Source organism: Wenjunlia vitaminophila DSM 41686 (assembly GCF_000380165.1).
Taxonomy (GTDB): domain Bacteria; phylum Actinomycetota; class Actinomycetes; order Streptomycetales; family Streptomycetaceae; genus Wenjunlia; species Wenjunlia vitaminophila.
On sequence record NZ_KB904634.1, the window covers coordinates 40,199 to 65,940 of the forward strand.

General features: G+C 76.3%; 5 protein-coding genes (1 of these 5 cut by a window edge). All 5 read left to right on the plus strand.

Going from position 1 to position 25,742, the window contains the following annotated elements; all coding sequences use genetic code 11:
- Tightly spaced (each overlapping or abutting the next), the 5 genes in view from A3IG_RS0100155 to A3IG_RS0100175 form a layout consistent with a single transcriptional unit that may run on beyond the window.
- Positions 1-4,998, plus strand: coding sequence for a type I polyketide synthase (locus tag A3IG_RS0100155; protein WP_026219734.1), 4,998 nt, complete (start codon positions 1-3; stop codon positions 4,996-4,998).
- Positions 4,995-11,642, plus strand: coding sequence for a type I polyketide synthase (locus A3IG_RS35600; RefSeq protein ID WP_018381505.1), 6,648 nt, complete (start codon positions 4,995-4,997; stop codon positions 11,640-11,642). The genes A3IG_RS0100155 and A3IG_RS35600 overlap by 4 nt, the downstream gene beginning before the upstream one ends.
- Positions 11,639-17,143 carry a type I polyketide synthase gene (locus A3IG_RS0100165; RefSeq protein ID WP_018381506.1) on the plus strand — a complete coding sequence of 1,835 codons (5,505 nt, stop codon included), beginning with the start codon at positions 11,639-11,641 and terminating at the stop codon, positions 17,141-17,143. Before A3IG_RS35600 ends, A3IG_RS0100165 begins: the two co-directional genes overlap by 4 nt.
- Positions 17,143-21,729: a type I polyketide synthase gene (locus A3IG_RS27985; RefSeq protein ID WP_018381507.1), complete on the plus strand. Its 4,587-nt coding sequence runs from the start codon at positions 17,143-17,145 to the stop codon at positions 21,727-21,729. The genes A3IG_RS0100165 and A3IG_RS27985 overlap by 1 nt, the downstream gene beginning before the upstream one ends.
- A protein-coding gene (locus A3IG_RS0100175; RefSeq protein ID WP_026219735.1) for a condensation domain-containing protein crosses the window boundary here: on the plus strand, positions 21,726-25,742 show its 5' portion. 1,242 nt of this gene lie beyond the right edge of the window; the window shows 4,017 of its 5,259 coding nt (coding positions 1-4,017); the start codon lies at positions 21,726-21,728; the stop codon falls past the right edge of the window. Before A3IG_RS27985 ends, A3IG_RS0100175 begins: the two co-directional genes overlap by 4 nt.

Genomic DNA, 25,742 nt, shown 5'->3' on the forward strand with positions numbered 1-25,742 from the left:
GTGAGCATCAGCCAGCGACTCGCCGATCTGACAGCAGGGCAGCGGGCGGTCCTCCAGGAGCGCCTCGGATCAGCGGCACGGACCGTGGCCGCCGAACCCGTCGCGATCGTCGGCATGGGCTGTCGCCTGCCCGGCGGGGTGAGCTCGCCGGACGGGCTGTGGCAGCTCCTCGCCGAGGGCCGCGACGTCGTCGGGGAGGTGCCCGCCGACCGGTGGGACGCGACCGGCCACATGGACGATCTCGACCTCGAGGTGCGCCGGCGACTGCACCGGGGCGGCTACCTCGAGGACGTCTCCGGCTTCGACCCGGAGTTCTTCGGCATCTCGCCGAAGGAGGCCGAGGCCATGGACCCCCAGCAGCGGCTGCTGCTCGAGGTCGCCTGGGAGACCCTGGAACACGCGGGTGTGGTCCCCGAACACCTGGCCGGTACGCGCACCGGGGTGTTCGTGGGGGCGTACTACAACGAGTACCTGCAACGCGGTCTGGCCGACCGCGGGACGCTGGACGCGTACACCCTCACCGGTGGGCTGCACAGCGTCCTGGCCGGGCGCCTGTCCTACACGCTCGACCTGCACGGGCCCTGCGTCGCCATGGACACCGCCTGCTCGTCGTCGCTCTCCGCCGTCCACCAGGCGTGCCAGAGCCTGCGGATGCGCGAGAGCGACCTGGCGCTGGCCGGCGGGGTCAACGTGATCCTCGACCTCGGGGTCAGCATGTCGCTCGAGGCGTACGGGCTGCTCGCGCCCTCCGGCCGGTGCCGCACCTTCGACCAGGGCGCCGACGGCATCGTGCGCGCCGAGGGGTGCGGGCTCGTCCTGCTCAAACGCCTCGCCGACGCCCTTCGGGACGGCGACCGGGTGCTGGCGGTGGTGCGCGGCAGCGCGGTCAACCAGGACGGGCGGTCCAACGGCCTGACCGCCCCGTCCGGGACCGCCCAGCGCGAACTGCTGCGGGACGCGGTCGCCCGCGCGGGGATCGATCCGGCGCAGGTCGGCTTGGTCGAGACGCACGGCACGGGCACGGCGCTCGGGGACCCCATCGAGGTGGAGGCGCTCGCCGAGGTCTACGGCGCCGGGGGGCGGGGCCGGTGCGCGCTGGGCGCGGCGAAGACCAACCTGGGGCACGCCGAGGCGGTGTCCGGCGTCGTCGGTCTGCTGAAGGCGGCACTCTGCCTGGACCGGGGCACCATCCCCAAGAACCTGCACTTCACCGGGTTGAACCCGAACATCACGTTGGACGGCACCCGGTTCTTCGTCCCCACGGAACACACCGACTGGCCGGTGGAGGGCCCCACCCGCCTCGCCGCGGTGTCCGCCTTCGGCATGGGCGGCACCAACGCCCACGTGGTGCTGGAGCAGGCCCCGGCACCGGCCGGGGCGAGCTCCGCGCCCCCGGACGAGGGCGCCCTGCTGTTCCCGCTGTCGGGCGCCACCGACGCCGCCCTGCGGGACAACGCGCGGCGGCTCGGCGACTGGCTGGCCGGACCCGGCGCCGACGCGGCCCTGCCCGACGTGGGGCACACCCTGGCACTGCGCCGCTCGCACCGGGCGTCGAGGCTCGCCGTCGTCGCCCGGAACCGCGCGGAACTGGTGGACAGGCTGCGACGGTTGTCCGCCGGCGAGGTCGCCGCGGGCACCAGCACGGGCTCGGTGGCCCGGGCCGCCGGGCGGGGCGTGGTGTGGGTGTTCTCCGGACACGGCTCGCAGTGGACCGGGATGGGCCGTGACCTGCTGGACTCGGAGCCGGCGTTCACCCGGGTCGTGGACGACCTCGACCCGGTGTACAAGGAGGAGACCGGGGTCTCGCTGCGGACCGCGCTCGCCGAGGACCTGCGGACGGCCCCGGCCGACCAGGTGCAGCCGCTGATCTACGCGGTGCAGGTGGGCCTGGTCGCGGTCTGGCGCCACTACGGGGTCCGTCCGGCCGCGGTGGTCGGGCACTCCATGGGCGAGATCGCCGCGGCGGTGGCGGCCGGGGCGCTGTCCCCCGCGGACGGCGCACGACTGGTCTGCCGTCGGTCCCACCTGCTGCGGGCCGTGGCCGGAGCGGGGGCGATGGCCTCGGTGGAACTGCCCGCCGACGAGGTGGAGCGGCTGCTCGGGGAACACCCCGGGCTGTCCGTCGCCATCCGGTCCGCTCCCCGGTCCACGGTGGTCTCCGGGCCGCCCGACGCGGTGGAGGCGCTGGTGGACCGGGCGGCGACCGACGGGCTCCCGGTGCGCAGGGTCGCGTCCGACGTGGCGTTCCACAGCGCGGCGATGGACCCGCTGTGCGAGCCGCTGCGCTCCGCCGTGCGGGACCTGGCACCGGGTCGGCCCGACGTCCCCTTCTACAGCGGCACCCGCGCCGCGCGTGACGCGGCGTCAGCCCGGTGTGAGGGGGTGCTCGACGCCGAGCACTGGGTGGCCAACCTGCGCGACCCGGTGGGGCTCGACGCGGCCGTGGCCCGGGCGGCGGACGACGGCCACCGGCTGTTCGTCGAGGTCGCGCCGCACCCGGTGGTCCGCCACGCGCTGCGGCAGACCCTGGACGACGCGGGCGCCGGGGACGCGGTGGTGCGGGGCACGCTCCGGCGGGACGAACCGGAACGGGACGTGCTGCTGGAGAACCTCGGTGCGCTGCACTGCCACGGGGTGCGGATCGACTGGTCCCGGGTGCGGCCCGGGGGGCGTCTGGTGGACCTGCCCACCACGGCCTTCCAGCGGCGACGGCACTGGCGAGCCGGAGTGGTGGTCGGGGCGGTCGGCGGCGTCACCCGCCGGGACGCCGACGCGGACCCGGTGCTGGGGACGCGGGTGGAACTCGCGGGACTCGAGGACGCCCAGGTCTGGCAGGGCTCGGTGGACGCCTCCTCCGCCACCGACCAGGGGCACTGTCTGGCGATGGCGGTGGCCGCCGCGCGGGCCGCCGGGTTCGCCGCCCCGGGGGTCACCGGCCTTGAGGTGCACCAGCCGCCGGCCGGCCCCACCGGCGCCGTCCGGTTCCAGAGCACCCTGCGGCACGGCGACACCGACCGCGCCCGCTGGGAGCTTCACCTGTCCACCGGCGACGGCGGGTGGTGGCGGTGCGCGCAGGCGGAGGTGTCCGCGGACGACGGGGTGCCCGCCGACTGGGTGTACCACACCGTCTGGGTGCCCCGGGCACTGCCGGCCGGGACCGGCGGGGAGGCCGGCCGGTGGCTGGTGGTGGCCGACGCCTCGGGGGTGGGCGAGCAGGTCCGGGCGGAGGTGGAGGCCCGCGGCGGCACGGTCAGCCTGGTGACCGCCGGCGAACTCGCCGACCTGCCCCCCGGGGCGTTGGCGCGGCGGCTCGCCGACGTCCCCGAGCTGGACCACGTGCTGTACTGCGCGGCGCTCGACACCCCGGCGGAGGAACCCGAGTCGCCGCGGTGGGCCCGCCGGTTGACGGTGGACCCGATGCGCCTGGCCCGGGTCCTGGCCGACCGCGGTCCGGACCGGCCACGGATGCGCCTGGTCACCCGGTTCGCCCAGTCCGTCGGCGGGGAGCCACGGGTGGCCCCGGCGCAGGCGGCCCTGTGGGGCCTGGGCCGGGGGCTCGCGGTGGAGCTGACCGAGGTCTGGGGCGGGCTGGTCGACCTCGACGACACCGGCCCGCGGGACGCGGCACGACTGCTGGTGGACGAGGTGCTCGGGTCCGACGGGGAGGACCAGGTGGCCTTCCGGGACGGCCGGCGGCACGTCACCCGGCTGGTGCGGGGCGCGCTGGGCCCGACCGGCGGGCGGCTCGACCCCGAGGGCTGCCACCTGGTGATCGGCGCCACCGGCTCGATCGGGCCGGTGCTGATCTCCCGGCTGGTCGCGCTGGGCGCCCGACACCTGGTGCTGCTGGGCCGCAGGGGACTGACCGGCCCGTCCGCCGAGGTGGCGCGGCGGCTCCGGGCCGAGGGCACCGCGGTCACCGAGGTGCGGGCGGACGTGGCCGACGAGGCCGCGATGACGGCGTTGTTCGCCCGTTTCGGGGCTGACCTGCCGCCGCTGCACGGCGTCTACAACGCCTCCCTCGCCGGCGGTTACACGGAGCTGGCCGACCTCACGGACGCGGACATCGACCTGATGCTGCGCCCGAAGGTGGACGGCAGCGTGCTGCTGCACCGGCTGAGCGCCGGCCACGACGTCCGGCAGTTCGTGCTGTTCTCCTCGACCGCGGCGCTGCTCGGCGCGCGCGGGCTGACCCACTACGCAGCGGCCAACTACTTCCTCGACTCCCTGGCCAGGCACCGGCGCACCCTGGGGCTGCCCGCCCTGGTCATCGACTGGGGGATCTGGGGGGAGGCGTTCGACCAGGTCCACTACCGGGACCTGATGTCCGACTCGGGGCTGCGGCCGATGCCTGACGCCACGGCGGTGCGCGCCCTGGACTCCCTGCTGTTCGGTGACCAGACGCACTGCGTGGTGGCCGCGGTGGACTGGCCGACGCTGGCCGACGCCTACCGTTCCCGGATCGCCCTGCACCTGATCGACGAGGTGGCGCCGGCCGGCGCCAGGGGCGGGGGCGCCGCGGCGGGCGGGCAGGCGCAACGCGTGCGGGCCGCCACCGGGGCCGCGCGCAGGAGGCTGCTCCAGGCCCTGGTTCGGTCCACCGTGGCGACCCTGATGGGGTTCGACTCGCCGCAGCGGCTCGGCGTGGACCAGCGGTTCTTCCAGATCGGAATGGACTCGGTCATGGCCAGCCGCACCCAGGCGCAGCTCTCCCGGGAGCTCGACTGCGACCTGCCGCCGGCCGCGGTCTTCAACTACCCCACGGTGGACGCCCTGACCGAGTACCTCCTGGGCGCGCTCGACGGCGGGGACGACGCGCCCGCGGCGTCCAGTGGACCGCCTGACGCCCAACCAGGCACCGCCCCTTCCACCTCCGCCGGCACCCCCGCGGCCGGCTCCACACCGACCGACGCCCCGTCGGGCGGCTCCGCGTCGGCCGACGACCCGTCGGAGGACGAACTCCTCCGCCGCCTCACCGAAAGGCTGGACTCCCTGTGACCGGCACGAACAGTCAGGGCGAGAACCGGCGCGCCGTCATCCAGCAGGCGCTGGACACCATTGAGCGCCTCGAGCGGCGTGCGCTGGCGGCCGAGGGCCGACTCACCGAGCCGGTGGCCGTCATCGGGCTGGGCTGCCGGCTGCCCGGCGAGGTCGACGGTCCCCAGGACTACTGGCGGCTGCTCGCCGAGGGCCGGGACGGCGTGGTGGAGGTGCCGGCGTCGCGCTGGGACGCGGCCCGGTTCCTCTGCGACGACTTCACCGTCCCCGGCACCATCAGGTCCGGCTCCGGCGGCTTCCTCACGCACTGGGACCCGGCGTCGTTCGACGCGTCGTTCTTCGGCATCTCGCCACGCGAGGCCGTGGCGATGGACCCCCAGCAGCGGCTGCTGATGGAGGTGGTCTGGGAGGCGCTGGAGCACGCCGGGCTCCCCGCCGACCGGCTGCACGGGACCCGCGGGGGCGTCTTCGTGGGGATCACGCTGCACGAGTACGCGGTGCGGCACTTCCAGGCACTCGGGCCGCAGGACGTGGACGCGTACACCGTCACCGGTGGGGTGCACAACGCCGCCGCGGGACGCATCGCCTACCACCTCGGCCTGCACGGGCCCGCGGTGGCCGTGGACACCGCCTGCTCCTCGTCGCTCACCGCGGTGCACCTGGCGTGTCAGAGCCTGCGGACCGGCGACGCCGACCTGGCGTTCGCCGCCGGGACGAACCTGATGCTGATGCCGGAGTCCAGCATCTCCCTGTCCAGGTTCGGGACCCTGGCCCCGGACGGGCGCTGCAAGGCGTACGACGCCTCCGCCGACGGACTGGGGCGGGGCGAGGGCTGCGGGGTCGTCGTCCTCAAGCGGCTCGCCGACGCCGAGCGGGACGGGGACCGGGTGCTGGCCGTGGTGCGGGGCACCGCAGTCAACCAGGACGGGGCGAGCAGCGGGCCCACCGTGCCCAACGGCCTCGCCCACGAGGACGTGATCCGCACCGCGCTGGACCGGTCGGGTCTCGGCCCGCGGGACATCGACTACGTGGAGGGGCACGGCACGGGGACACCGCTGGGCGACCCCATCGAACTCGAGGCGCTGGCCTCGGTGTTCGTCTCCGACCGGGACCCGGACCGGCCGCTGCTCGTCGGCTCGGCCAAGACCAACCTGGGGCACACGGAGGCCACCGCCGGGGTCGCCGGGCTGATCAAGTCCGTGCTCGCGCTGCACCACCGGCACATCCCGCCGCACCTGCACCTGACCGAGCGGACCCACCGGATCAGCGAGCGGGCAGCCAGGATCGAGATCCCGGCGCAGGGCCAGCCGTGGCCGGACACCGGGCGGCCGGCCCGCGCCGGGGTGAGCGCCTTCGGGATCAGCGGCACCAACGCCCACGTGGTCCTGGAGCAGGCCGCCTCCTCCGGGGAGGCGCCGGCACACCGCCACGGCGGGCCGCTGCTGTTCCAGCTCTCCGGGGCCACCCCCGCGGGGCTGCGGGCGAACGCCGAGCGCCTCGCCGACTGGCTGGGCCGGAACGCGGAGGCGTCCCCCGTGGACGTCGCGCACACCCTGGGGCGCCGCCGCACCCACCTGCCGCACCGCGCCGCGGTCGTCGCCGACTCCCTCGCCGGACTCGGCCAGGAGCTGAAGTCGCTGGCCGCCGGCGAGACCACACCGGGCGCGGTCACCGCGGCCACCCTGCCGTCGGCCGGCGAGGGCGCGGTGTGGGTGTTCTCGGGGCAGGGCTCGCAGTGGACCGGCATGGGCCGTGAACTGCTCGCCACCGAGCCGGCGTTCGCCGAGGTGGTGCACCGTCTCGAGCCTGTGGTCGCGGCCGAGTCCGGGCTGTCGCTCGTCGAGCTGCTGTGCGACCGGGACCTGACTGACGCGCCGCTCGGTCACCTCCAGCCCGCGGTGTTCGCCATGCAGGTGGGACTCGCCGAGGTGTGGCGCGCGCACGGCGCGGAGCCCGCGGCGGTGCTCGGGCACTCCATGGGCGAGGTGGCGGCGGCCGTGGTCAGCGGCGCCCTCGAGCTCGAGGACGGCGCCCGGGCGATCTGCCGGCGTTCCCGGCTCTACCAGGAGCGGTTCCGCGGGAGCGGCCTGATGGCGCTGGTCGAACTGCCCACCGCCGAGGTTCACCGGCGCCTCGCGGGTCACGACGGGGTGTCCGTCGCGGTCAGCGCCTCGCCCCGGTCCACCGTGGTCGGCGGGGGCGCCGCCGAGGTCCGCCGGTTGGTGGAGGCGTGGCAGGGCGAGGGACTGCTCGCCAAGCTGGTCCCCGGGGTGAGCGTCCCGGCGCACACGCCGCAGGTGGAGCCGCTCCTGCCCGAGCTGCGGGCGCTGCTCGCGGACCTCGCCCCCCGCGAGCCGCGGGTGACGTTCTACTCGACCGCGCACCCCGACCCGCACACCACGCCGGTGTGCGACGCCGACTACTGGGCGGCCAACATGCGCAACCCGGTGCGGTTCACCCAGACCGTGGCCGCCGCCGCGGCCGACGGCTTCCGGGTCTTCGTCGAGGTCTCCCCCCACCCGGTGGTCACCCACTCCGTCAGCGAGACGCTGGCCGCGGAGGGCGTGGACGACGTCCTGGTGACCGGGACGCTGCGGCGCGGCGAGCCGGCCGGTCGCACGCTCCTGGTCAACCTGGGCCAACTGCACTGCCACGGGGCGCCGGTGGACCTCGCGCGGCTGCACCCGCACGGCACGCTGACCGACCTGCCGACCAACGCCTGGCAGCACGAGCGGTTCTGGTTCGACACCGACGGCGGCGGGGCCCAGGACCCGGCGGCCCACCCGCTGCTCGGCACCCGTGTGCTGGTCCCCGGTTCCCCGGTGCGGCACGTGTGGCAGACCGAGCTGTCCCCGCGGCGGCTGCCGTGGCTCGAGGACCACCGGGTGGCCGGGAGCGTGGTGGTCCCCGGCACCGCCTACTGCGAGGCGGCGCTCGCCGCCGGGTGCCAGGCGCTGGCCGCGGAACCGGACGCGCTGGAGCTGCACGACGTGGAGTACCGGTCGCTGTTGGTGCTCGACGGGCCCACCGTGGTGACCACGGAGCTCACCGAGACCGGCGCCGGGTGCGGCCGGGTGGAGGTCCGCACCCGGGACGGGGAGGGCGCCTGGACCACGCACGCCGTGGCCGGGGTCCGCCCCGCCACCGGGCCGCGACCGCCCGCCCAGGACCCCGCAGGTCCCGGGGCCCCGCACCACACCGAGGTTCCGGCCGAACGGCTGTACGCGTGGATGCGCGCGGCCGGGCAGCAGCACGGCCCCGCCTTCCAGGGGGTGGAGTCCGCGCTGGTCGATCCCGAGGGACGCAGCGCCGTGGGGCGCGTCACGGTTCCCGAGCAGGCCAGGGTGGGGTTGCCGCAGGCATCGCTGCACCCGGTGCTGCTCGACCTGTGCATGCAGCTCCTCGCGGCGGTGCCCGCGGCGGACGCGTCCCGCCCCGCGGGGGGCGACGCCCTGCTCCCGGTGCGGGTGGGGTCGCTGCGCAGGTGGGCGGCCCCGGAGACGGGCGGCGTGGTGCACAGCCGCCTGGCGCCGCACGGCCCCGACGGTGGCCTGCTCGGCGACGTCACCCTGCTGGACGACGGGGGCCGGGTGGTGGTCGAGGCCAGAAACGTGGAGGTGGTCCGGGTGCCCCGGGAGTCCGGCGGACACCCGCTGGACGACCGGGTGTTCGAGCTCTCCTGGGAGGCGGTCCCCCCGGTCGCCGCCGACACCGAGCCGCCGGGCGGCTCCTGGCTGCTGCTCACCGAACCCGGGGGCGCCCCGCTCGCCGAGCGGCTGCGGGAGGGGCTGACCTCGGCCGGCAGGCCCTGCCCCCTGCTGGACTCCGCGGCCGGCCCCGCCGCGCTCGCCGGCGCGATCACCGCGGCGGTGTCGTCGGGGGAGCCGCTGCGCGGGGTGGTGGTGGTCATGCCTCCCGCCGAGGACGACGAGCGGCTCCTGACCGGTGCCCCGGAGACCGCCCTGGACCAGGCGCGGCTGCGGGTGGCCCGGCTCACCGAACTGGTCGGGGTGCTGGGCCAGACGGCGGAAGGGTCGGCTGAGCACCCGGCACCGCGGCTGTGGGTGGTCACCCACGGAGCGCACCCGGTGGGCGCGGGAGACCCGGTGAGCCCGGCGCAGAGCGCCCTGCGGGGGATGGTCAGGACCCTCGGCTACGAGCACCCGGCGCTGCGGGCCACCCTGCTGGACCTCGGCCCCGGGGCGGAGGGCGGCACCGGCGCGTCGTCGGTGCTGGCGGAGCTGCTGGCCGACCCGGCGCAGGACGACATCGCCCTGCGGGACGGGCAGCGTTACCTGACCCGGTTCACACCGGCGCCACTGTCGGACCGGGCACGGCCCGCGGCGCGCCGCACGGCCCGGTACGGCGCGGACGGGTTCCGGTTGACCAGCCGCACCGCCGGACGGCTCGACGCCCTGGAGCTGACCGCCTTCGACCGCCGGCCGCCGGGGCCGGGCGAGGTGGAGGTCCGGGTGGCCGCCGCCGGCCTGAACTTCAGCGACACGCTGAAGGCGATGGGCGTGTACCAGGTCGCGGAGGGCGACGACCGGCCGATGCTGCTGGGCACGGAGTGCGCGGGAGAGATCAGCGCGGTCGGGGAGGGCGTCACGGGGCTGCGCGTCGGCGACCGGGTGGCGGCGTCCGGCTGGGGGTGTTTCGGCACCTTCCTGACCACCCGTGCGGACCTGGTCACCCCGCTGCCGGAGGGCATGACCGCGGCCGGGGCGGCCACCGTCCCGTCGGTCTTCGTCACCGCCTGGTACGGGCTGCACCACGTGGCCCGCGTCGCCGCCGGCGAACACGTCCTGGTCCACTCCGGCACCGGCGGGGTCGGCATGGCCGCGATCGCCATCGCGCGGGCGGCCGGGGCCGAGGTGCACGCCACCGCGGGCACCCCCGCCAAACGGGACCTGCTGCGCCGGATGGGCGTGCGCCACGTCTCGGACTCGCGCACCCTGGCGTGGGCGGACGACGTCCTGGCGGCCACCGGGGGCCGGGGCGTGGACGTCGTGCTCAACTCCCTGACCGGGCCGGCCCTGCACCGCGGGGTCGAGGTGCTCGCCGAGCACGGCAGGTTCGTCGAGATCGGCAAGCGGGACATCCACCAGGACGCACGGCTGGGCATGCTTCCCTTCTCCCGCGGGATCACCTTCGCCGCGGTCGACGCCGACCTGCTGGCACGGACCCGGCCGGCGGTGATGCGCCGGGTGCTCGACGAGGTGTTCGCGGAGTTCGCGGCGGGGCGGCTCGAACCGCTGCCGCACACCGAGTGGCCGCTGGAGCGGGCCGCGGACGCGTTCCGCACCATGGCCAACGCCGAGCACACCGGCAAGTTGGTGATCACCGTGCCGGCCTCGGGCACGACCGAGGTGGTCCAGGAGCCGGGCACCGTGCCCCTGGTCCGCGAGGGCGGGGGCTACCTCGTCACCGGGGGGCTCTCCGGCCTCGGCCTGTTCACCGCCGGTCACCTGGTGGACGAGGGGGCCGGTGCCGTGGTCCTCAACGGCCGTTCCGAGCCGTCAGGGCAGGCCCTGGAGGCGATCGAGCGGATGCGGGCCGCGGGGGCGCGGGTCAGCGTGGTCCTCGGCGACATCGCGGCCGAGGGCACCGCGGAGCGGATGGTCGCGGCGGTGCGGGAGTCCGGCGCGCCCCTGCGCGGGGTGGTGCACTCCGCGGTGGTGCTCGACGACTGCCTGGTGGCCGACCTGGACGCGGAGCGCCTCGAACGGGTGTGGCGTCCCAAGGTCGTCGGCGCCTGGCGGCTGCACCGGGCCACCGAGGACCTGGACCTGGACTGGTGGGTGGGGTTCTCCTCCACCTCCGGGGTGCTGGGCAGCGCGGGACAGGCCGGGTACGCGGCGGCCAGCGCCTGGCTGGACGGCCTGGCGCACTGGCGCCGCGCGCGGGGGCTGCCGGCGCTCTCGGTGGACTGGGGACCGTGGTCCGGCATCGGGCTCGCCCAGGACCTGGACGCGCGCGGCTACCGGCTCATCGAGCCGCAGGACGGGACGGCGGCCCTGTCCGCGTTGGTCTCCCACCGCCGCGCGCAGACCACGTTCGCGTCGTTCCACCCCGACGAGTGGTTCCGGGGACACCCCGCGGTGGCCGCCTCGTCGGTGTACGCCGGGGCGGACGAACGGACGGCCGACACCGGGCAGTCGGCGCCGCTGCTCGCCCGGATCGCCGGGGTCGGGGAGGAGCCGGAGGCCCGGCGGCTGCTGGAGGCGTTCGTCAGCGAACAGGTGCGCGGGGTGCTCCGGCGTGACCAGGGGACGGTGGACCTGCGGGCGCCGATCGCCAGCTTCGGCATGGACTCGCTGATGGCACTGGAGCTGCGCAACCGGTTGGAGGGCGGCACCGGGCTGAAGCTGTCCGCGGCGCTGGTCTGGTCCCACCGGGACCTGGCCTCACTCGTGGAGGACCTGGCCGGGCGCCTCGGGCTGGCCCCTCCCCCTCCTCCTGCCCCGGGGTCCGGGGCCGGCGGGGACACCGCGGCCACCCGGCCGGTGCCCGCCGCCGAGGAACCACCGGCGGCGCTGTCCGCCGAGGACACCGACGTGCTGGCGCAGATCCTGGCGGCCATGGGGCCGGAGCAGGGAACGGACGGCCACCCGGCGAAGGCGAACGAGGAGCAGACACCGTGACCGACCTCTCCAACCTCATCGGCAGGCTCTCGCCGCAGGCACGCGCGGCCCTGGCCCGCGAACTGGCCGCCGACCTGCCCGCGGCGGACCGGCCCGGCACCGACGAGCCCATCGCCGTGGTGGGCCTGGGCTGCCGCTACCCCGGCGGCGCCGACACACCCGACCGGCTGTGGGAGCTGCTGGCCGAGGGCCGGGACGCGGTGACCCAGGTGCCGCAGGGCCGCTGGGACATCGACGCCTACTACTCCCCCGACCCGGACATGCCGGGCCGGATGCCGCACGTGTGGGGCGGGTTCCTGGACGACGCGGCGGGCTTCGACGCCGAGTTCTTCGGCATCGCGCCCCGCGAGGCGCTGGCCATGGACCCCCAGCAGCGGCTGCTCCTCGAGGTGGCGTGGGAGGCGCTGGAGCACTCGGGAACCGCACCGAAGGGCCTCGGGGGCTCCCGCACCGGCGTCTACGTGGGCATCGCCTCACCGGGTTACCTCATCGAACGGCTCCGGGACCCCGAGGGCGTGGAGGACGTGCACACCGTCACCGGCGGTGCGCACAGCACCGCGGTGGGCCGGCTGTCGTACCTGCTGGACCTCCGGGGCCCCTCGGTGGCGGTGGACACCGCGTGTTCCTCGTCGCTGGTGGCGGTGCACCTGGCCTGCCAGGGGCTGCGGGCCGGGGACAGCGACCTGGCCCTCGCCGGCGGGGTGCACGTGATCAGCTCCCCGCTGACCACCATCGCGCTGTACAAGGCCGGCATCACCGACCCGGACGGCCGGTGCAAGACCTTCGACGCCGACGCCGCGGGGTTCGTCCGCGCCGAGGGGTGCGGGGTGGTGGTGCTCAAACGGCTCTCCGACGCGCTGCGGGACGGGGACACCGTGCACGCCGTCATCCGGGGCACCGCGATCAACCAGGACGGCCTCTCCAACGGGCTGACCTCGCCCTCGGCGGAGGCGCAGCGGGCGGTGCTGGCCCAGGCGGTGGCCAGGGCCGGGGTGCGGGCCGGGGACATCGGCCTCGTGGAGACCCACGGCACCGGCACCCCCATCGGCGACCCGATCGAGGTGCGGGCGCTCAGCGACGTCTACGGGCACGGGGGGCAGGGCCGGTGCGCCCTCGGCGCGGCCAAGACCAACATGGGTCACTGCGAGGAGGCCGCGGGGGTGCTGGGCCTGCTCAAGGCGGTGCTCTGCCTGCGCCACGGCCAGGTCCCGCCCAATGTGCACTTCCGCCGGCTCAACCCGGACCTGGACCTGGAAGGGACCCGGTTGTTCGTCCCCACGGCGCTGACCCCGTGGCCGGTGACCGGCTCCGGGCCCCGGCTGGCCGCGGTCTCCTCGTTCGGCATGGGCGGCACCAACGCGCACGTGGTGCTCGAGCAGGGGCCGCCGGCCGCCGAGCCGGACCGGGAGCCGGTGGCCGGTCCGGTGCTGGTGGGGCTCTCCGGGGCGTCGCCCCGCGGGCTGCGGGCCAACGCCGAGCGGCTGGCGTCCTGGCTCGGCGACCACGGCCACGTCCCGCTGCGGGACGTCGCGCACACCCTGGGCCGCGGGCGCAGCCACCTCGCCACCCGGGCGGCGATCGTCGCCGACTCGGCCGGTGAACTCGAACTGGGGCTGAAGGCGCTGCTCGCCGACGAGTCGACCGGGAACCTGGTCACCGGCACGGTGCTGCCCGGCGCCGCGGCCGGCGCGGTGTGGGTGTTCTCCGGCCACGGCTCGCAGTGGGCCGGCATGGGCCGCGAACTGCTGGAACGCGAGCCGGTGTTCGCCCGGGTGGTGGACCGGCTCGAGCCGGTGGTCGCCGCCGAGGCCGGGATCTCTCTGCGCCGCACCCTGGTTTCCGGCGAGTACGGCGACACGGTCGCCGCGCAGATCGCCATCCACGCCCTGCAGGTGGGACTCGCCGAGGTGTGGCGCGCGCACGGCGCGGAACCCGCGGCTGTGCTCGGGCACTCGCTGGGCGAGGCCGCGGCGGCCGTGGTCAGCGGTGCGCTGTCCCCCGAGGACGGTGCCCGGGTGGTGTGCCAGCGCAGCGCGCTGCTGCGCCGCGGCCTCGTGGGCAGGGGCACCATGGCGCTGGTCGAGCTGCCGAGCGACGAGGTCGAACGCTGGTTGGACGGGCACGAGGGCGTGGGTGTCGCGGTCAGCGCCTCGCCGCGGTCCACGGTGGTGTCCGGGCCCGTCGACGCCGTCGAGCGGCTGGTGACCGAGCTGACCGGACGGGGCCTGATGGCCCGGAGGATCAAGGGCGCGGACGGCGCCGGGCACAGCCCGCAGGTCGACGCGTTGCTCCCCGAGCTGCGCCGGGGGCTGTCCGGTCTGACGCCGACCTCCCCCGCGGTGAGGTTCTACTCCACCGCGCACCCCGACCCCCGCACCCCGCCGGCCTGCGACGCCGACTACTGGGCCGTCAACGCCCGCAACCCGGTGCGGTTCACCCAGACCGTGGCCGCCGCGGCGAGCGACGGCTTCCGGGTGTTCGTCGAGGTGTCCCCGCACCCCGTGGTCTCCCACTCGATCACCGAGACCCTGGAGGACCTGGGGATCGACGACGGCGCGGTGGTCCCCACCCTCCGTCGCGACCAGCCGGAGGTGACCACCTTCCTCACCCACCTGGGGCTGCTGCACTGCCACGGGGTGGCGGTGGACCCGGCCCTGGCCCTTCCCGAGGGACGGCTGCTCGACCTGCCGACCACCGCCTGGCAGCACCGGCGGTACTGGCTGCGGGAGGAGGGGCGGGGCGGCCCCGACACCCGGGCGGACGAGCACCCGCTGCTCGGTGCCCACCTGCGGCTGCCCGGCACGCCGGCGCAGCACGTGTGGCAGTCCAGGATCGACCTGGACCGGTTGCCGTGGCTCGCCGACCACTCCTCGCGGGACATCGTGGTGATGCCGGGCACCGGCTACTGCGAGATGGCGCTGTCCGCCGGTTGCGTGGCGTTCGGCGCCACCGCCGACGCGGTCGAGCTCCAGGACGTGGACTACCAGCAGCTCCTGGTCCTCAACCAGCCGGTGGAGGTCACCACCTGGCTCACCCGGCAGGACGACGGGAGCGGGCTGGTGGAGATCGCCACCGCGTCGGCGTCCGGGGAACGGGTCGTGCACGCCACGGCGCGGGTGCGCCACCTCGGCGGCGGGACGGCGGGGGCGCCCGGCTCGGCCGGTCCCGCCGACCGGGAGGCCGGGCCTGCGCTGTCCGACCTGATGGCGGCGCACCCGGAGTTCGGCGACCCGTCCGCGGTGTACGCGCGGATGCGCCGCTTCGGGCAGTTCCACGGCCCCGCGTTCGCGGGCCTGACCGAGCTGCGGCGCTCCGCGGGGGAGGGCCTCCGGGGGCTGCTCGCCTCCACCCTGTGCCGGGTGACCTGGCCCAAGGCCGCCACCCGCAACCCCCACTTCCGGGTGCACCCGGCCTTCCTCGACGCCTGTCTGCACGCCGCCGTGGCCGGGGTGCCCGAGGTGCCCGGCCGCAACCACCTGCCGGCCGGGATCGGCAGCATCCGGGTCCACGGTGACGTCGCCGCGGTGACCTACGCCCACGCCGAGGTCGGGGTGGCCGCGGAGGACACCGGCTACCTGGCCCGGTTGCGGCTCCTGGACGCCCGTGGCGAACTGGTCGCCGAGGCCCGGGACGTCTACTTCAAGGAGATCGACGAGTCGGCGCTGCCCATCTCGCTCCACGACAAGCTCTACGAGCGGTCCTTCGAGCCGGCGCCGCTGCCCGGGGAGGAACCGCCCGGACGGCCGCGGCACTGGGTGGTGCTGTGGGACGGGAACGGGCGGGACGAGCCCGAGGCGGCGACGGCGCCGCTCGCCGCGGCCGGCCACACCCTTGCCTTCGCCGACTGGCGCGACCCGGCGGCGGTGTCCGCGGCCCTCGCCGACCACCGGCCGGAACTCCCGGTGACCGACGTGCTGTTCGCCGCCGACGCCCCCGGGGTCGGGTCCGGGGACGAGGTGCTCGCCGAGGGCGCCGCGCGGGTCCTGGCAGCGGCCAACGCGGTGACGGCGCTCGCCGAGTACGGTGCGAGGAACCTCCCCTCGCCCCGGCTGTGGATGGTCACCAAGGGCGGGCTGCACGCCACCGCCGGCGAGCCGGGGGACCTGGCCCAGACGGCGCTGCGCGGACTGGCCAGGACCCTGCGGTTCGAGCACCCCGAGCTGCGGCCCACACTGATCGACCTCGACCCGGGCACCGGGGGGCTCGAGGACCTCGCCCGCGAGGCGGTGTCCGGCGCGGAGGACGACGAGGTGGCCTGGCGCGGCGGGCAGCGGCTCGTCGCACGGCTGACCCCCACCACCCTGCCGGCCGCCGAGCCTGCGGTGCCGGTGGTCCGCGAGGGCGGTGGCTACCTGGTCAGTGGCGGCCTCACCGGCCTCGGCCTGTTCACCGCGGGCTGGCTGGCCGAGCGCGGCGCGGGGTGTCTCGTCCTCAACGCGCGCTCCGCGCCCAGCGCCGAGGCCGAGGAGGCCATCGCCCGGATGCAGGCCGCCGGGGCCCGGGTGACGGTCGTCCGTGGGGACGTCGCCGAGGCGGACACCGCGCGGCGCATGGTGGACGCGGTCCGGGGGGCCGGCGCGGTGCTCCGCGGGGTCGTGCACTCCGCCGCCGCGCTCGACGACGGCGTGGTGGCCGGCATGGACGCGGAGCGCCTGGAGCGGGTGTGGCGCCCCAAGGCCGTGGGGGCGTGGCGGCTGCACGAGGCGACCGCCGGGGCGGACCTGGACTGGTGGGTCGGTTACTCCTCCATCGCCTCACTGCTCGGCGGCGGGGGGCAGGGGAACTACGCGGCGGCCAGCGCCTGGCTCGACGGCCTCGCGCACTGGCGCCGGGCCCGGGACCTGCCCGCGCTCAGCGTCAACTGGGGTGGCTGGTCCGAGGTCGGCGCCGCCCGCGACCTGAAGCTGGCGGCCTTCGGGATGCTCCGTCCCCAGGAGGGCGTCGAGGCCCTCAAGGGGCTGCTCGCCCACGGGCGCGTCCAGGCCGGGGTCACCCGCATCCACCCACGGCTGCTCGCGGAGAGCTACCCGGAGCTGACCGGTTCGTCGTTCTTCGCCCCGCTGCTCGCCGGCGGCGGCGCGGAGGAGCGGACCGCCGGCGACTGGTCCGGGCCCGACGCGCTGACCGGCCTGGACGGCCAGGACCTGCTGGACGCGGTGCGGGGGCGGCTGGCCCGGGTCGTCGCCGCCGCCCTGGGCTTCCCCAGCGGGGAACTGGACACCACCAGGCCCCTGGTGCGGATCGGCCTCGACTCGCTGATGGCGGTGCGGATCAAGAACGCGGTCCGCCGTGACTTCGGGGTGGACCTGCCGGTGGCCTCGCTGCTCCAGGGCTCCAGCACGGACCGGCTGGCGCGGGACGTGGTGGGCCGGTTGTCGCCGGGCCGCCCGGCGGCTGACGGCGGACCGGCCACGGACCCCGACGGCGAGGACGAGGTCAGGCAGCGGGCGCTGGCCCGGGCGGCCAGGCGGGGCCGTCGGCAGGACAGGAGGAGGGGCTGATGTCGAGCCACCGACCGGCCACGGACCCCGACGAGGTGCCGGAGGACGCCATCGCCGTCATCGGCATGGCCTGCCGCCTCCCGGGGGCGGACTCACCGGAGGAGTTCTGGGAGAACCTCTGCGCGGGGCGGGAGTCCATCGTTGACCTCAGCGACGAGGAGCTCCTGGACCAGGGGGTTCCCGCGGACGTGCTGAAGCACCCCGACTACGTCAAACGGGCGGCGCCGCTGGAGGGGTTCGACGAGTTCGACGCGGACTTCTTCGGTTTCTCCGCCCAGGCCGCACGGGTCCTGGACCCCCAGCACCGGCTGTTCCTCCAGGCCTGCTGGCACGCCCTGGAGGACGCCGCGGTGGACCCGCAGCGGTACGACGGCGACATCGGCGTGTACGGCACCGGCTCCGGCAACGCCTACTTCGCCTACCACGTCCTGTCCCACCACGACCCGCGGGAACTGCTCGGCGCGGGGATGAACACCGAGCAGCTCTCCCTGATGTCGGGCAGCGACAGCGCGTTCATCGCCACCCGGGTCTCGCACGCCCTCGACCTGCGCGGGCCGAGCCTGACCGTGCAGACCGCCTGCTCCAGCGCGCTGGTGGCGGTGCACCTGGCCTGCCAGAGCCTGCTGGGCGGCGAGTGCGACATGGCGCTGGCCGGCGGCATGACCGTCAAGGTGCCGCACCGGATGGGCTACCTGTACGAGCCGGGGGCGATCGTCTCCAGGGACGGCCGGTGCCGGGCGTTCGACGCCGCCGCCTCCGGCACGGTCTTCGGCAGCGGAGGCGGGGTGGTGGTGCTCAGGCCGCTCGCCGACGCCCTCGCCGCGGGCGATCGGATCCGCGCCGTGATCAGGGGGTCGGCGGTCAACAACGACGGGGCCCTGAAGATGGCGTTCAGCGCCCCCAGCGTCGAGGGGCAGGCGCAGGCGGTCGCCGACGCCCTGGCGATCGCCGGGGTGGAGCCGGACGACATCGGCTACGTGGAGACGCACGGGACGGGGACCGCGCTCGGCGACCCGGTGGAGGTCGCGGCGCTCGCCCGTGCCTTCGCCGGGCGCACCCGTCCCTGCCCCATCGGCTCGGTCAAACCCAACGTGGGGCACCTGGAGTACGCCTCGGGGATGCCGGGCCTGATCAAGACGGTCCTCGCCCTCGAGCACCGGACCCTGCCGCCCACCGTGCACTACACCGCGCCCAACCCCGAGCTGCGCCTGGGGGAGGTGCCGTTCCGGGTGCAGGACCGGCTCGAGCCGTGGACGTCCGAGGGGCCGCTCCTGGCCGGGGTCAGCTCGCTGGGGGCCGGCGGCACCAACGTGCACCTCGTGCTCCAGGAGGCCCCGCCGACCGGGGTGGAGGCCGACGCCGACGCCGTTGCGCGCCAGGCCCCGGAACCGCAGGTGCTGCTGCTCAGCGCGCGCGGCCCCGAGGAGTTGGACCGGACCGCCCAACGTCTGGCCGCACACCTCCAGGCGGCGCCCGGGCAGCGCCTCGTGGATGTGGCGGCGACCCTCGCCGACGGCCGGCGGGCCCACCCGCACCGCCGCGCGGTGGTCGCCCGGACCCACGACCAGGCCGTGCGGGCCCTGGCCTCGCCCGGGCACCCGTGCGCCCACACCGGCACGGCCCCGGACGGTGCCCCGTCGGTGGCGTTCCTGCTGCCCGGCCAGGGAACCCAGTACCCGGGCATGACCGCGGGCCTGTACCGCTCCGACGCGGGGTTCCGGCAGCACCTGACGGAGTGCGCCGAGGCGTTCTCCACGGAGCTGGGCCAGGACCTGCTGGCCGTGCTGTTGGACGGCGACGACGAGGCGCTGCACCGCACGGACGTGGCCCAGGCCGCGTTGTTCAGCGTCGAGTACGCGCTCGCCGGGTGGCTGGGCGAGCGGGGGGTGCGGCCGGACGCCCTCGCCGGGCACAGCGTCGGGGAGTGCGCCGCGGCGTGCCTCGCCGGGGTCGTCGAACTGCCCGACGCGGTGCGGATGGTGGCCGCCAGGGGACGGCTGATGGCGCAGGCGCCGCCCGGAGCGATGCTGTCGGTGCAGCTCCCCGGGGAACGGCTCGTCGAGGAACTCGCCGGGTCAGGGGTGGAGCTCTCGGCGGTGAACGAGCCCGGGGGCTGCGTCGTCGCCGGCCCGGTGGACGCGGTGCGGCGGCTGGCGGACCGGCTCACCGCCCGTGGGGTGGGGGTACGGACGCTGCGCACCGCGCACGCGTTCCACACCGGCGCCGTGCAGGACGCCGCCGACCGGTTCGCCGAGGAGATCCGGGGCATCCCCCTGGGCCCGCCCCGGGTGCCGCTGCTGTCCAACGTCACCGGCACCTGGATGACCGCGCAGGAGGCCGTGGACCACGGGCGCTGGGCGCGTCAGGTGCGGGCGACCGTGCGGTTCGCCGACAACGCCGCCGCGCTGCTGGCCGAGGACCGCCGGGTGCTGGTGGAGGTCGGGCCCGGCCGGGCCCTGACCACGCTGGCGCGCCGGAGCGAGGCGTGGCGGGACACCCACCGGGCGGTGCGCACGGTCCGGCACCCGTCGGAGCCGGGCGACGACGCCGAGGTGCTGGCCCTGGCGCTGGGCGCGCTGTGGGCGGCGGGCGTGGACGTCGACTGGTCCCCGGCCCGGGCCGGGCACGCCCCGCGCCGGGTGTCGCTGCCCGGGTACCCGTTCCGCCGGGACCGGCACTGGATACCCTCCGCGCACCTCGGTCCCGACGCGCCCGTGCGCCCGGTCGGGCGACGCGAGGCGGACCCGGTCCCCGAGGGGGTCGCCGCCCCGCCGGCCGGCTCCGCGGACCACCGGGGCGGCCCGGCGGCGTCCGGCACCCGCGAGGTCCTCACCGCCCTGTGGAGCGAGCTGCTCGGTGTCGAGGAGGTCCCGCCCGACGCCAACTTCTTCGACCTGCGCGGGGACTCCCTCATCGCCGTGCAGTTGGCGTCCCGGGCGACCAGGGCCGGGCTGGTGATGGCCCCGCAGGACGTGTTCGCCCACCAGACGGTGGCGGCGCTCGCCGACGCGATCGACGCCGCCACGGCCCGGGTGGCGCCGGGGGGTGGGCCGCGCGCCGCGGCGGACCTGGGTCCGACCACGGGCCCGGTGCCGCTGACGCCCTCCCAGCTACGGCTCCTCGAGCAGCCGCGGTCCAGCGGGTTCTGCGTGCCGCTGGTCCTCGACGCACCGGCGCGGCTCGCGCCGGAGGCGCTCGAGGAGGCGCTGACCCGGGTGGTGGCGTCGCACGACGGGCTGCGGTTGCGGGTCAGGCACCAGGACGGGGTCTGGGAGCAGGAGGTGACCGAACCCCCGCTCCGGGTGCCGCTGCTGGTCGTTGACGCGGCCACGGCGGACGCGCGCGCGGAGGCCGACCAGGCGAGCGAGCGGGTCGTCGAGGAGCTCACCCGGGCGATCGCCGAGGACGGCTACCGGGGCGGTGCGCTGCTGCGGGCGGCCTGCCTGCCCGGCGACGACCGCCGTCCGACCCGGCTCGTGCTGGTGCTGCACCACCTGCTGGTGGACATCGCCTCCGAGCGGCTGCTGCTCGAGGACCTGAACACCGCCTGCCGACAGCTCCTGGGGGGCGCCGCGGTGGAGCTGCCGCCGGCGACCACCCCCTGGTCGCACTGGGCGCGGCGGGTCGCGGCGCTCGCCGCCGACCCGGAGGTGCACGCCGAGCGCTCCTGGTGGCTGGCCCCGGAACGCCGGGCGGTGCGGTCCGCCCTGTCGCTGGACGACACCGGGCCGCCGCGGGGCGGGGCCGACGTGCGGTGCGCGCAGGCGGTGCTGGACGCGGACGTCACGACGGCGCTCCTCGCGGTCCAGCGCGACCGGCGGGCACCGATGGACGAGGCGGTCCTCGCGGCGGTGGCCGTCGCCCACCGGGAGGTGACCGGTGAGGACCGGCTGCTGGTGGACGTGGAGGGACACGGGCGCGCGGTACCGCTGCCGGACGTGGACCTGTCGCGCACCGTCGGTTCGTGCACCACGGTCCACCCGGTGCTGCTGAGCACCGGCGGGCGGGGCGTGCAGGGGGCCCTGGCCAGGAGCCGTGAGGCGCTGCGCGCCACTCCCCGGCAGGGGCTCGGGTACGGGGTGCTGCACCGGCTGCACGCGCCGACGGCCGCGCTCGTCGCCGCCCTGCCGCAGCCCGAGGTGATGGTGTGCTACCTCGGCGCGCTGAGCCACCAGGTGGCCGAGCTCGACGGGGGGCCGCTGACGCCCGTTCCCGGGGCGGCCACCGGCGCCCGGTCGGCCGCGGCCTGCCTGGGCAACCCGGTGGAGGTGCGCTGTTACCTCGACGGTGGCCGGGTGCACCTGGACTGGTGGTACGACGCCGGGCGCTGCTCCCCCGGACTCGCCGGCGAGTTGGCGCGGCGCTCCGCGGACGCGCTGCGGGCGCTCGCCAGGGCCACCCCACAGGTGCCCGCCGCCCCCCGACCGCCCGTCGCCGGACGACAGCCGGACGACGCGTCCACGGCCGCGCCCCCGGCGGCCACCGCACCCACCGCCGGCCCCCCGGGCGGATGGGACGACCTGACGGAAGACGAACTCGCGGAGCTGTTCGCCGAGCCTCGCCGACGCACGAAGGACCACCCATGACCACGGACCAGCAGCGCAGCGCCGTCACACCCGGCGGCGTGGAGGACGTCCACGTCCTGTCGCCCATGCAGGAGGGCATGCTTTACCACACCCTGCGCCACCCCGACTCCGCGGTGTACCTCCAGCAGGCGGCGGTCACCTTCCACGGCCCGCTGGACCCCGAGACGTTCCGCCGGGCCTGGCAGACCGTGCTGGGCCGGCACACCTCACTGCGCACCTCGTTCCGCTGGGAGCGCCTCGACAAGCCGGTCCAGGTCGTCCACCGCGAGGCCCGGGTCCCGTTGGAGGAGCACGACTGGACCGACCTGTCGCCGCAGGCGCGGCGGGCCCGCGAGGAGGACCTGCTCGAACAGGACCGCAAGAACGGGTTCGACCTGGAGCGGGCCCCGTTGATCCGCCTCCACCTCGCGCGGCTCGCCGACGACCGGCACCGTTTCGCGTTCAGCCTGCACCACATCATCCAGGACGGCTGGTCCACCGGCATCATGCTGCGCGAGGTGGGTGCCGCCTACCGGAGTCTGGCCCGCGGTGAGGCTCCGTCCCTGCCCCCGGTACGGCCGTTCCGCGACTACGTGCGGTGGCTGGCCAGCCGGGACCCCGCGGAGGCGGAGGCGTTCTGGCGGCGCAGGCTCGACGGCTTCACCGAGCCGACCCGGTTGCTGCGGCTCAGCAGCCCGGCACGGACGGGCAACGCGCAGCACGCCCGCCGCCACACCCTCGACGCCGGGGCGACCGCGGCGCTGACCGCGGCGGCGACCGAGCAGCGGGTGACCCTGAACACGGTGCTCCAGGCGGCGTGGGGGCTCCTCCTCTCCCGTTACTCCGGCCGCGCCGACGTGGTGTTCGGCGGGGTGTCCTCCGGCCGGCCCCCCGAGCTGGAGGGCGTGGAGGACATGGTGGGGCTCTTCGTCACCACGGTGCCCACCCGGCTGCGCGTGGACCCGGACCGCGAGGTCGGGGACTGGCTGCGCGAGGTGCAGGCCGACGCCCTGGCCGCCCGGGCCCACGAGCACGTGCCGATGACCCGTATCCAGGAGTGGAGCTCCACGCCCCCCGGTGTGGAGCTGTTCGAGAGCGTGCAGGTCCTGCAGAACCTCGACGACGACCCGCTCGCCGCGATCTGGCGGGGCTTCGAGGGCCTGACCATCGACGACTTCACGTACTACACGCGGACCAACTACCCGCTGACCCTCGCCGGGCTGCCCGGCGAACGGTTGGGGCTGCGCGTCTCCTACGACCCGACGTGGCTCGCCGACGACGCCGCGGAACGCCTCCTGGGGCACCTGGCCACCCTGCTCACCGAGCTGACCGCCGACCCGCGGCGCCGGCTGCGCCAGGTGCCGATGCTCACCGGGGAGGAGCGGCGGCACCTGGCCGAGTGGTCCACGGGGCCGGCGTCGGAGCCGGGTTCGGCCCAGCGCGCGGTGGCCGCCCACGCGGCGCGGGCACCGCAGGCGGTGGCCGTGGCGTCGGGCGGACGCCGGCTCACCTACCGGGAGCTGGACCAGCGGGTGAACCGTTTGGCCCACCACCTGGCCGGCCGTGCGGTGGGGCGGGACACGGTGGTCGGCATCCTGCTGCCGGACCGGATGGCGGAGGTGGAGGCGCTGCTCGCGGTCAGCAGGGCCGGCGGGGCGCCGCTGGTCCTCGACCCCCAGCTCCCCCCGGCCCGGTTGGCCGCCGAGGTCCGGCAGGTGCGACCGCACCTGGTGCTGAGCGTCGGTGACGCGGCCGGCGGGCTGCCCGCCCGGGACTGCCAGGTGCTGCTGCTGGACGAGGAGGCCGGGAACGTCGAACGGCAGCCGGCGGAGCCGCCCGCCACCGGGGTCGCCGAGGACTGGCTGGCCGCGGTGGTGACCACCGCGGGCGCCACCGGCGAGCCCAAGCCCGTCCTGCTGGACGGCGCCGCCGTCTCCGCGATGTCCCACGCCGCCGGCACCGGCTTCGGCCTGACCTCCGACGACGTGGTGCTGCACCTGGCTCCCCCCGGGTCGGCCGACGCCCTGTTCGAACTCCACCTGGCGCTGGTCAGTGGGGCCACGCTGCGGCTGCCCGAGCGGGCGGTGTCCGCCTCGGCGCTGCTGGCGGACCCGGCGGCCCTCGCCGGGGTGACCTGTGCCCGGGTGACCCCGGCGCTGCTGGCGGCGCTCCCCGGGGACGGGGCGCTGCCGGGGGTCCGCACCCTGCTGGTGTCCGGTGAGCGGTGCGCCCCGGGGACGCTGCGGCGGTGGGCGGCCGGCAGGGCCCTGTTCCACGTGTACGCCACCGCCGAGACCGCGGGCCTGGCCGCCGCGGCGCGGATCGGTGCGGAGCCGGACGCGCCCACCGCGCTCCGGCCGACCTCCGGGGTCACCGCACACGTCATGGACGGGACCGGCGAGCCGCTCCCGGTGGGCGTGCCCGGCGAGTTGCACCTCGGCGGGCCCGCGGTGGCCCGCGGCTACCTGGGCCGTCCCGCGCTGACCGCGGAACGCTTCCGCTCCGACCCGTTCTCCGACCGCCGGCACGCCCGGCTGCTGCGCACCGGGGACCTGGCGCGGTGGACCGGGGACGGCCGGCTGGAGGTGCTCGGCCGCACCGACCGCCGGATGACGGTGCGCGGACACGTCGTGGACCCGGCGGAGGTCGAGGACGCCCTGGTGTCCCTGCCCACGGTGGAGCAGGTCGTGGTGACCGCCGACGGCCGGGGCGAGGAACGCCGGTTGGTCGCCCACGTGGTGCCCGTCGCCGAGGGCACCGACCGGGGCGCAGCCGACCTGGAGGACGACCAGGTCGGGCAGTGGCGGGAGGTCTTCGGGCACACCTACGCCGGTCCTGCCGCGTCCGACGACGCCGAGTTCAACACCGTCGGCTGGAACAGCAGCTTCACCGGTGCCGCGATCCCGCAGGAGGAGATGCGGGAGTGGCTGGACGCCACCCTGGACCGGCTGCGGGCGCTGGCGCCGCGCCGCGTCCTGGAGATCGGCTGCGGCACCGGGATGCTCCTGCTGCCACTGAGCCGCGCCTGCGAGCAGTACTGGGCGACGGACCTGTCCCCCGCGGCCATCGACTACGTGCGGGGGCGGCTCGACCCGTCGGTGGCCGAGCGGGTGACGCTGCGCTGCCAGGAGGGCGACGACTTCACCGGTGTGCCCGAGGGCGCGTTCGACCTGGTGGTCATCAACTCGGTGGCGCAGTACTTCCCGCACGCCGAGTACCTGCGCCGGGTGCTCGACCGGGCCCGGGGGGCGCTGCGCCCGGGCGGGCAGGTCTTCGTCGGCGACGTGCGGAGCCTGCCGCTGATGCCGGCGATGCACCTGGACATCCAACTCGCCAACTCCTTCGACCACCGCGACGCCCGGGAGCTGGCCCAGGCGGTGGACCGGGACTGCCGCAGGGACGAGGAGTTGGTGCTGCACCCGGACTTCTTCCGGCGGATCGTCGCCGAGTCACCGCACGGGGGCGTCACCCGGATCACGGCCAAGCGTGGCCGGGCCCACAACGAGATGTCCCGCTTCCGCTACGACGCCCTGCTCACCTTCGGCACGGTGCCGGGGGACGCGGGCGCCGCCCCCGACGGGCAGCCGTCCCTGGTGCGTTCGACGTGGGAGGAGGACGGCGGGACGCTGGAGGGGCTGCGGGAGGCGCTGTCGAAGGGGCCGGACGCCCTGCTGGTGCGCTCCGTCCCGGACCTGAGGGCACACGGCCTCGCCGTGGCGGCACGCGCACTGGCCGAGGGCTCGGGCCCGCGGAACGCCGGGGCGCTGCGGGCGGCGATCGACGCGGACGACGCCGTCGAACCCGAGGCCCTGCACGCGCTGGCCGCCGACTGCGGGTACGCCGCCGAGCTGCTGGTCGGCGAGGAACCCGGCACCGTGGACGCGCTGTTCACCCCCGTAGGAGGGCCGTGGGACCAGCCCGGGGCCGCGCGGGTGGCACTGTGGTCGGCCGTGGACGCCGCTCGTCCGGTGCCGCTGCCCTGGCCGCGGTGCGCCAACGACCCGCTGACCCACCGCAGGGAGCGCCGGCTGCTG

What these genes read in the sequence shown, in the direction of transcription:
- A3IG_RS27985 (WP_018381507.1), top strand. Translation starts at nt 17,143, where the DNA reads ATGTCGAGCCACCGACCGGCCACGGACCCCGACGAGGTGCCGGAGGAC.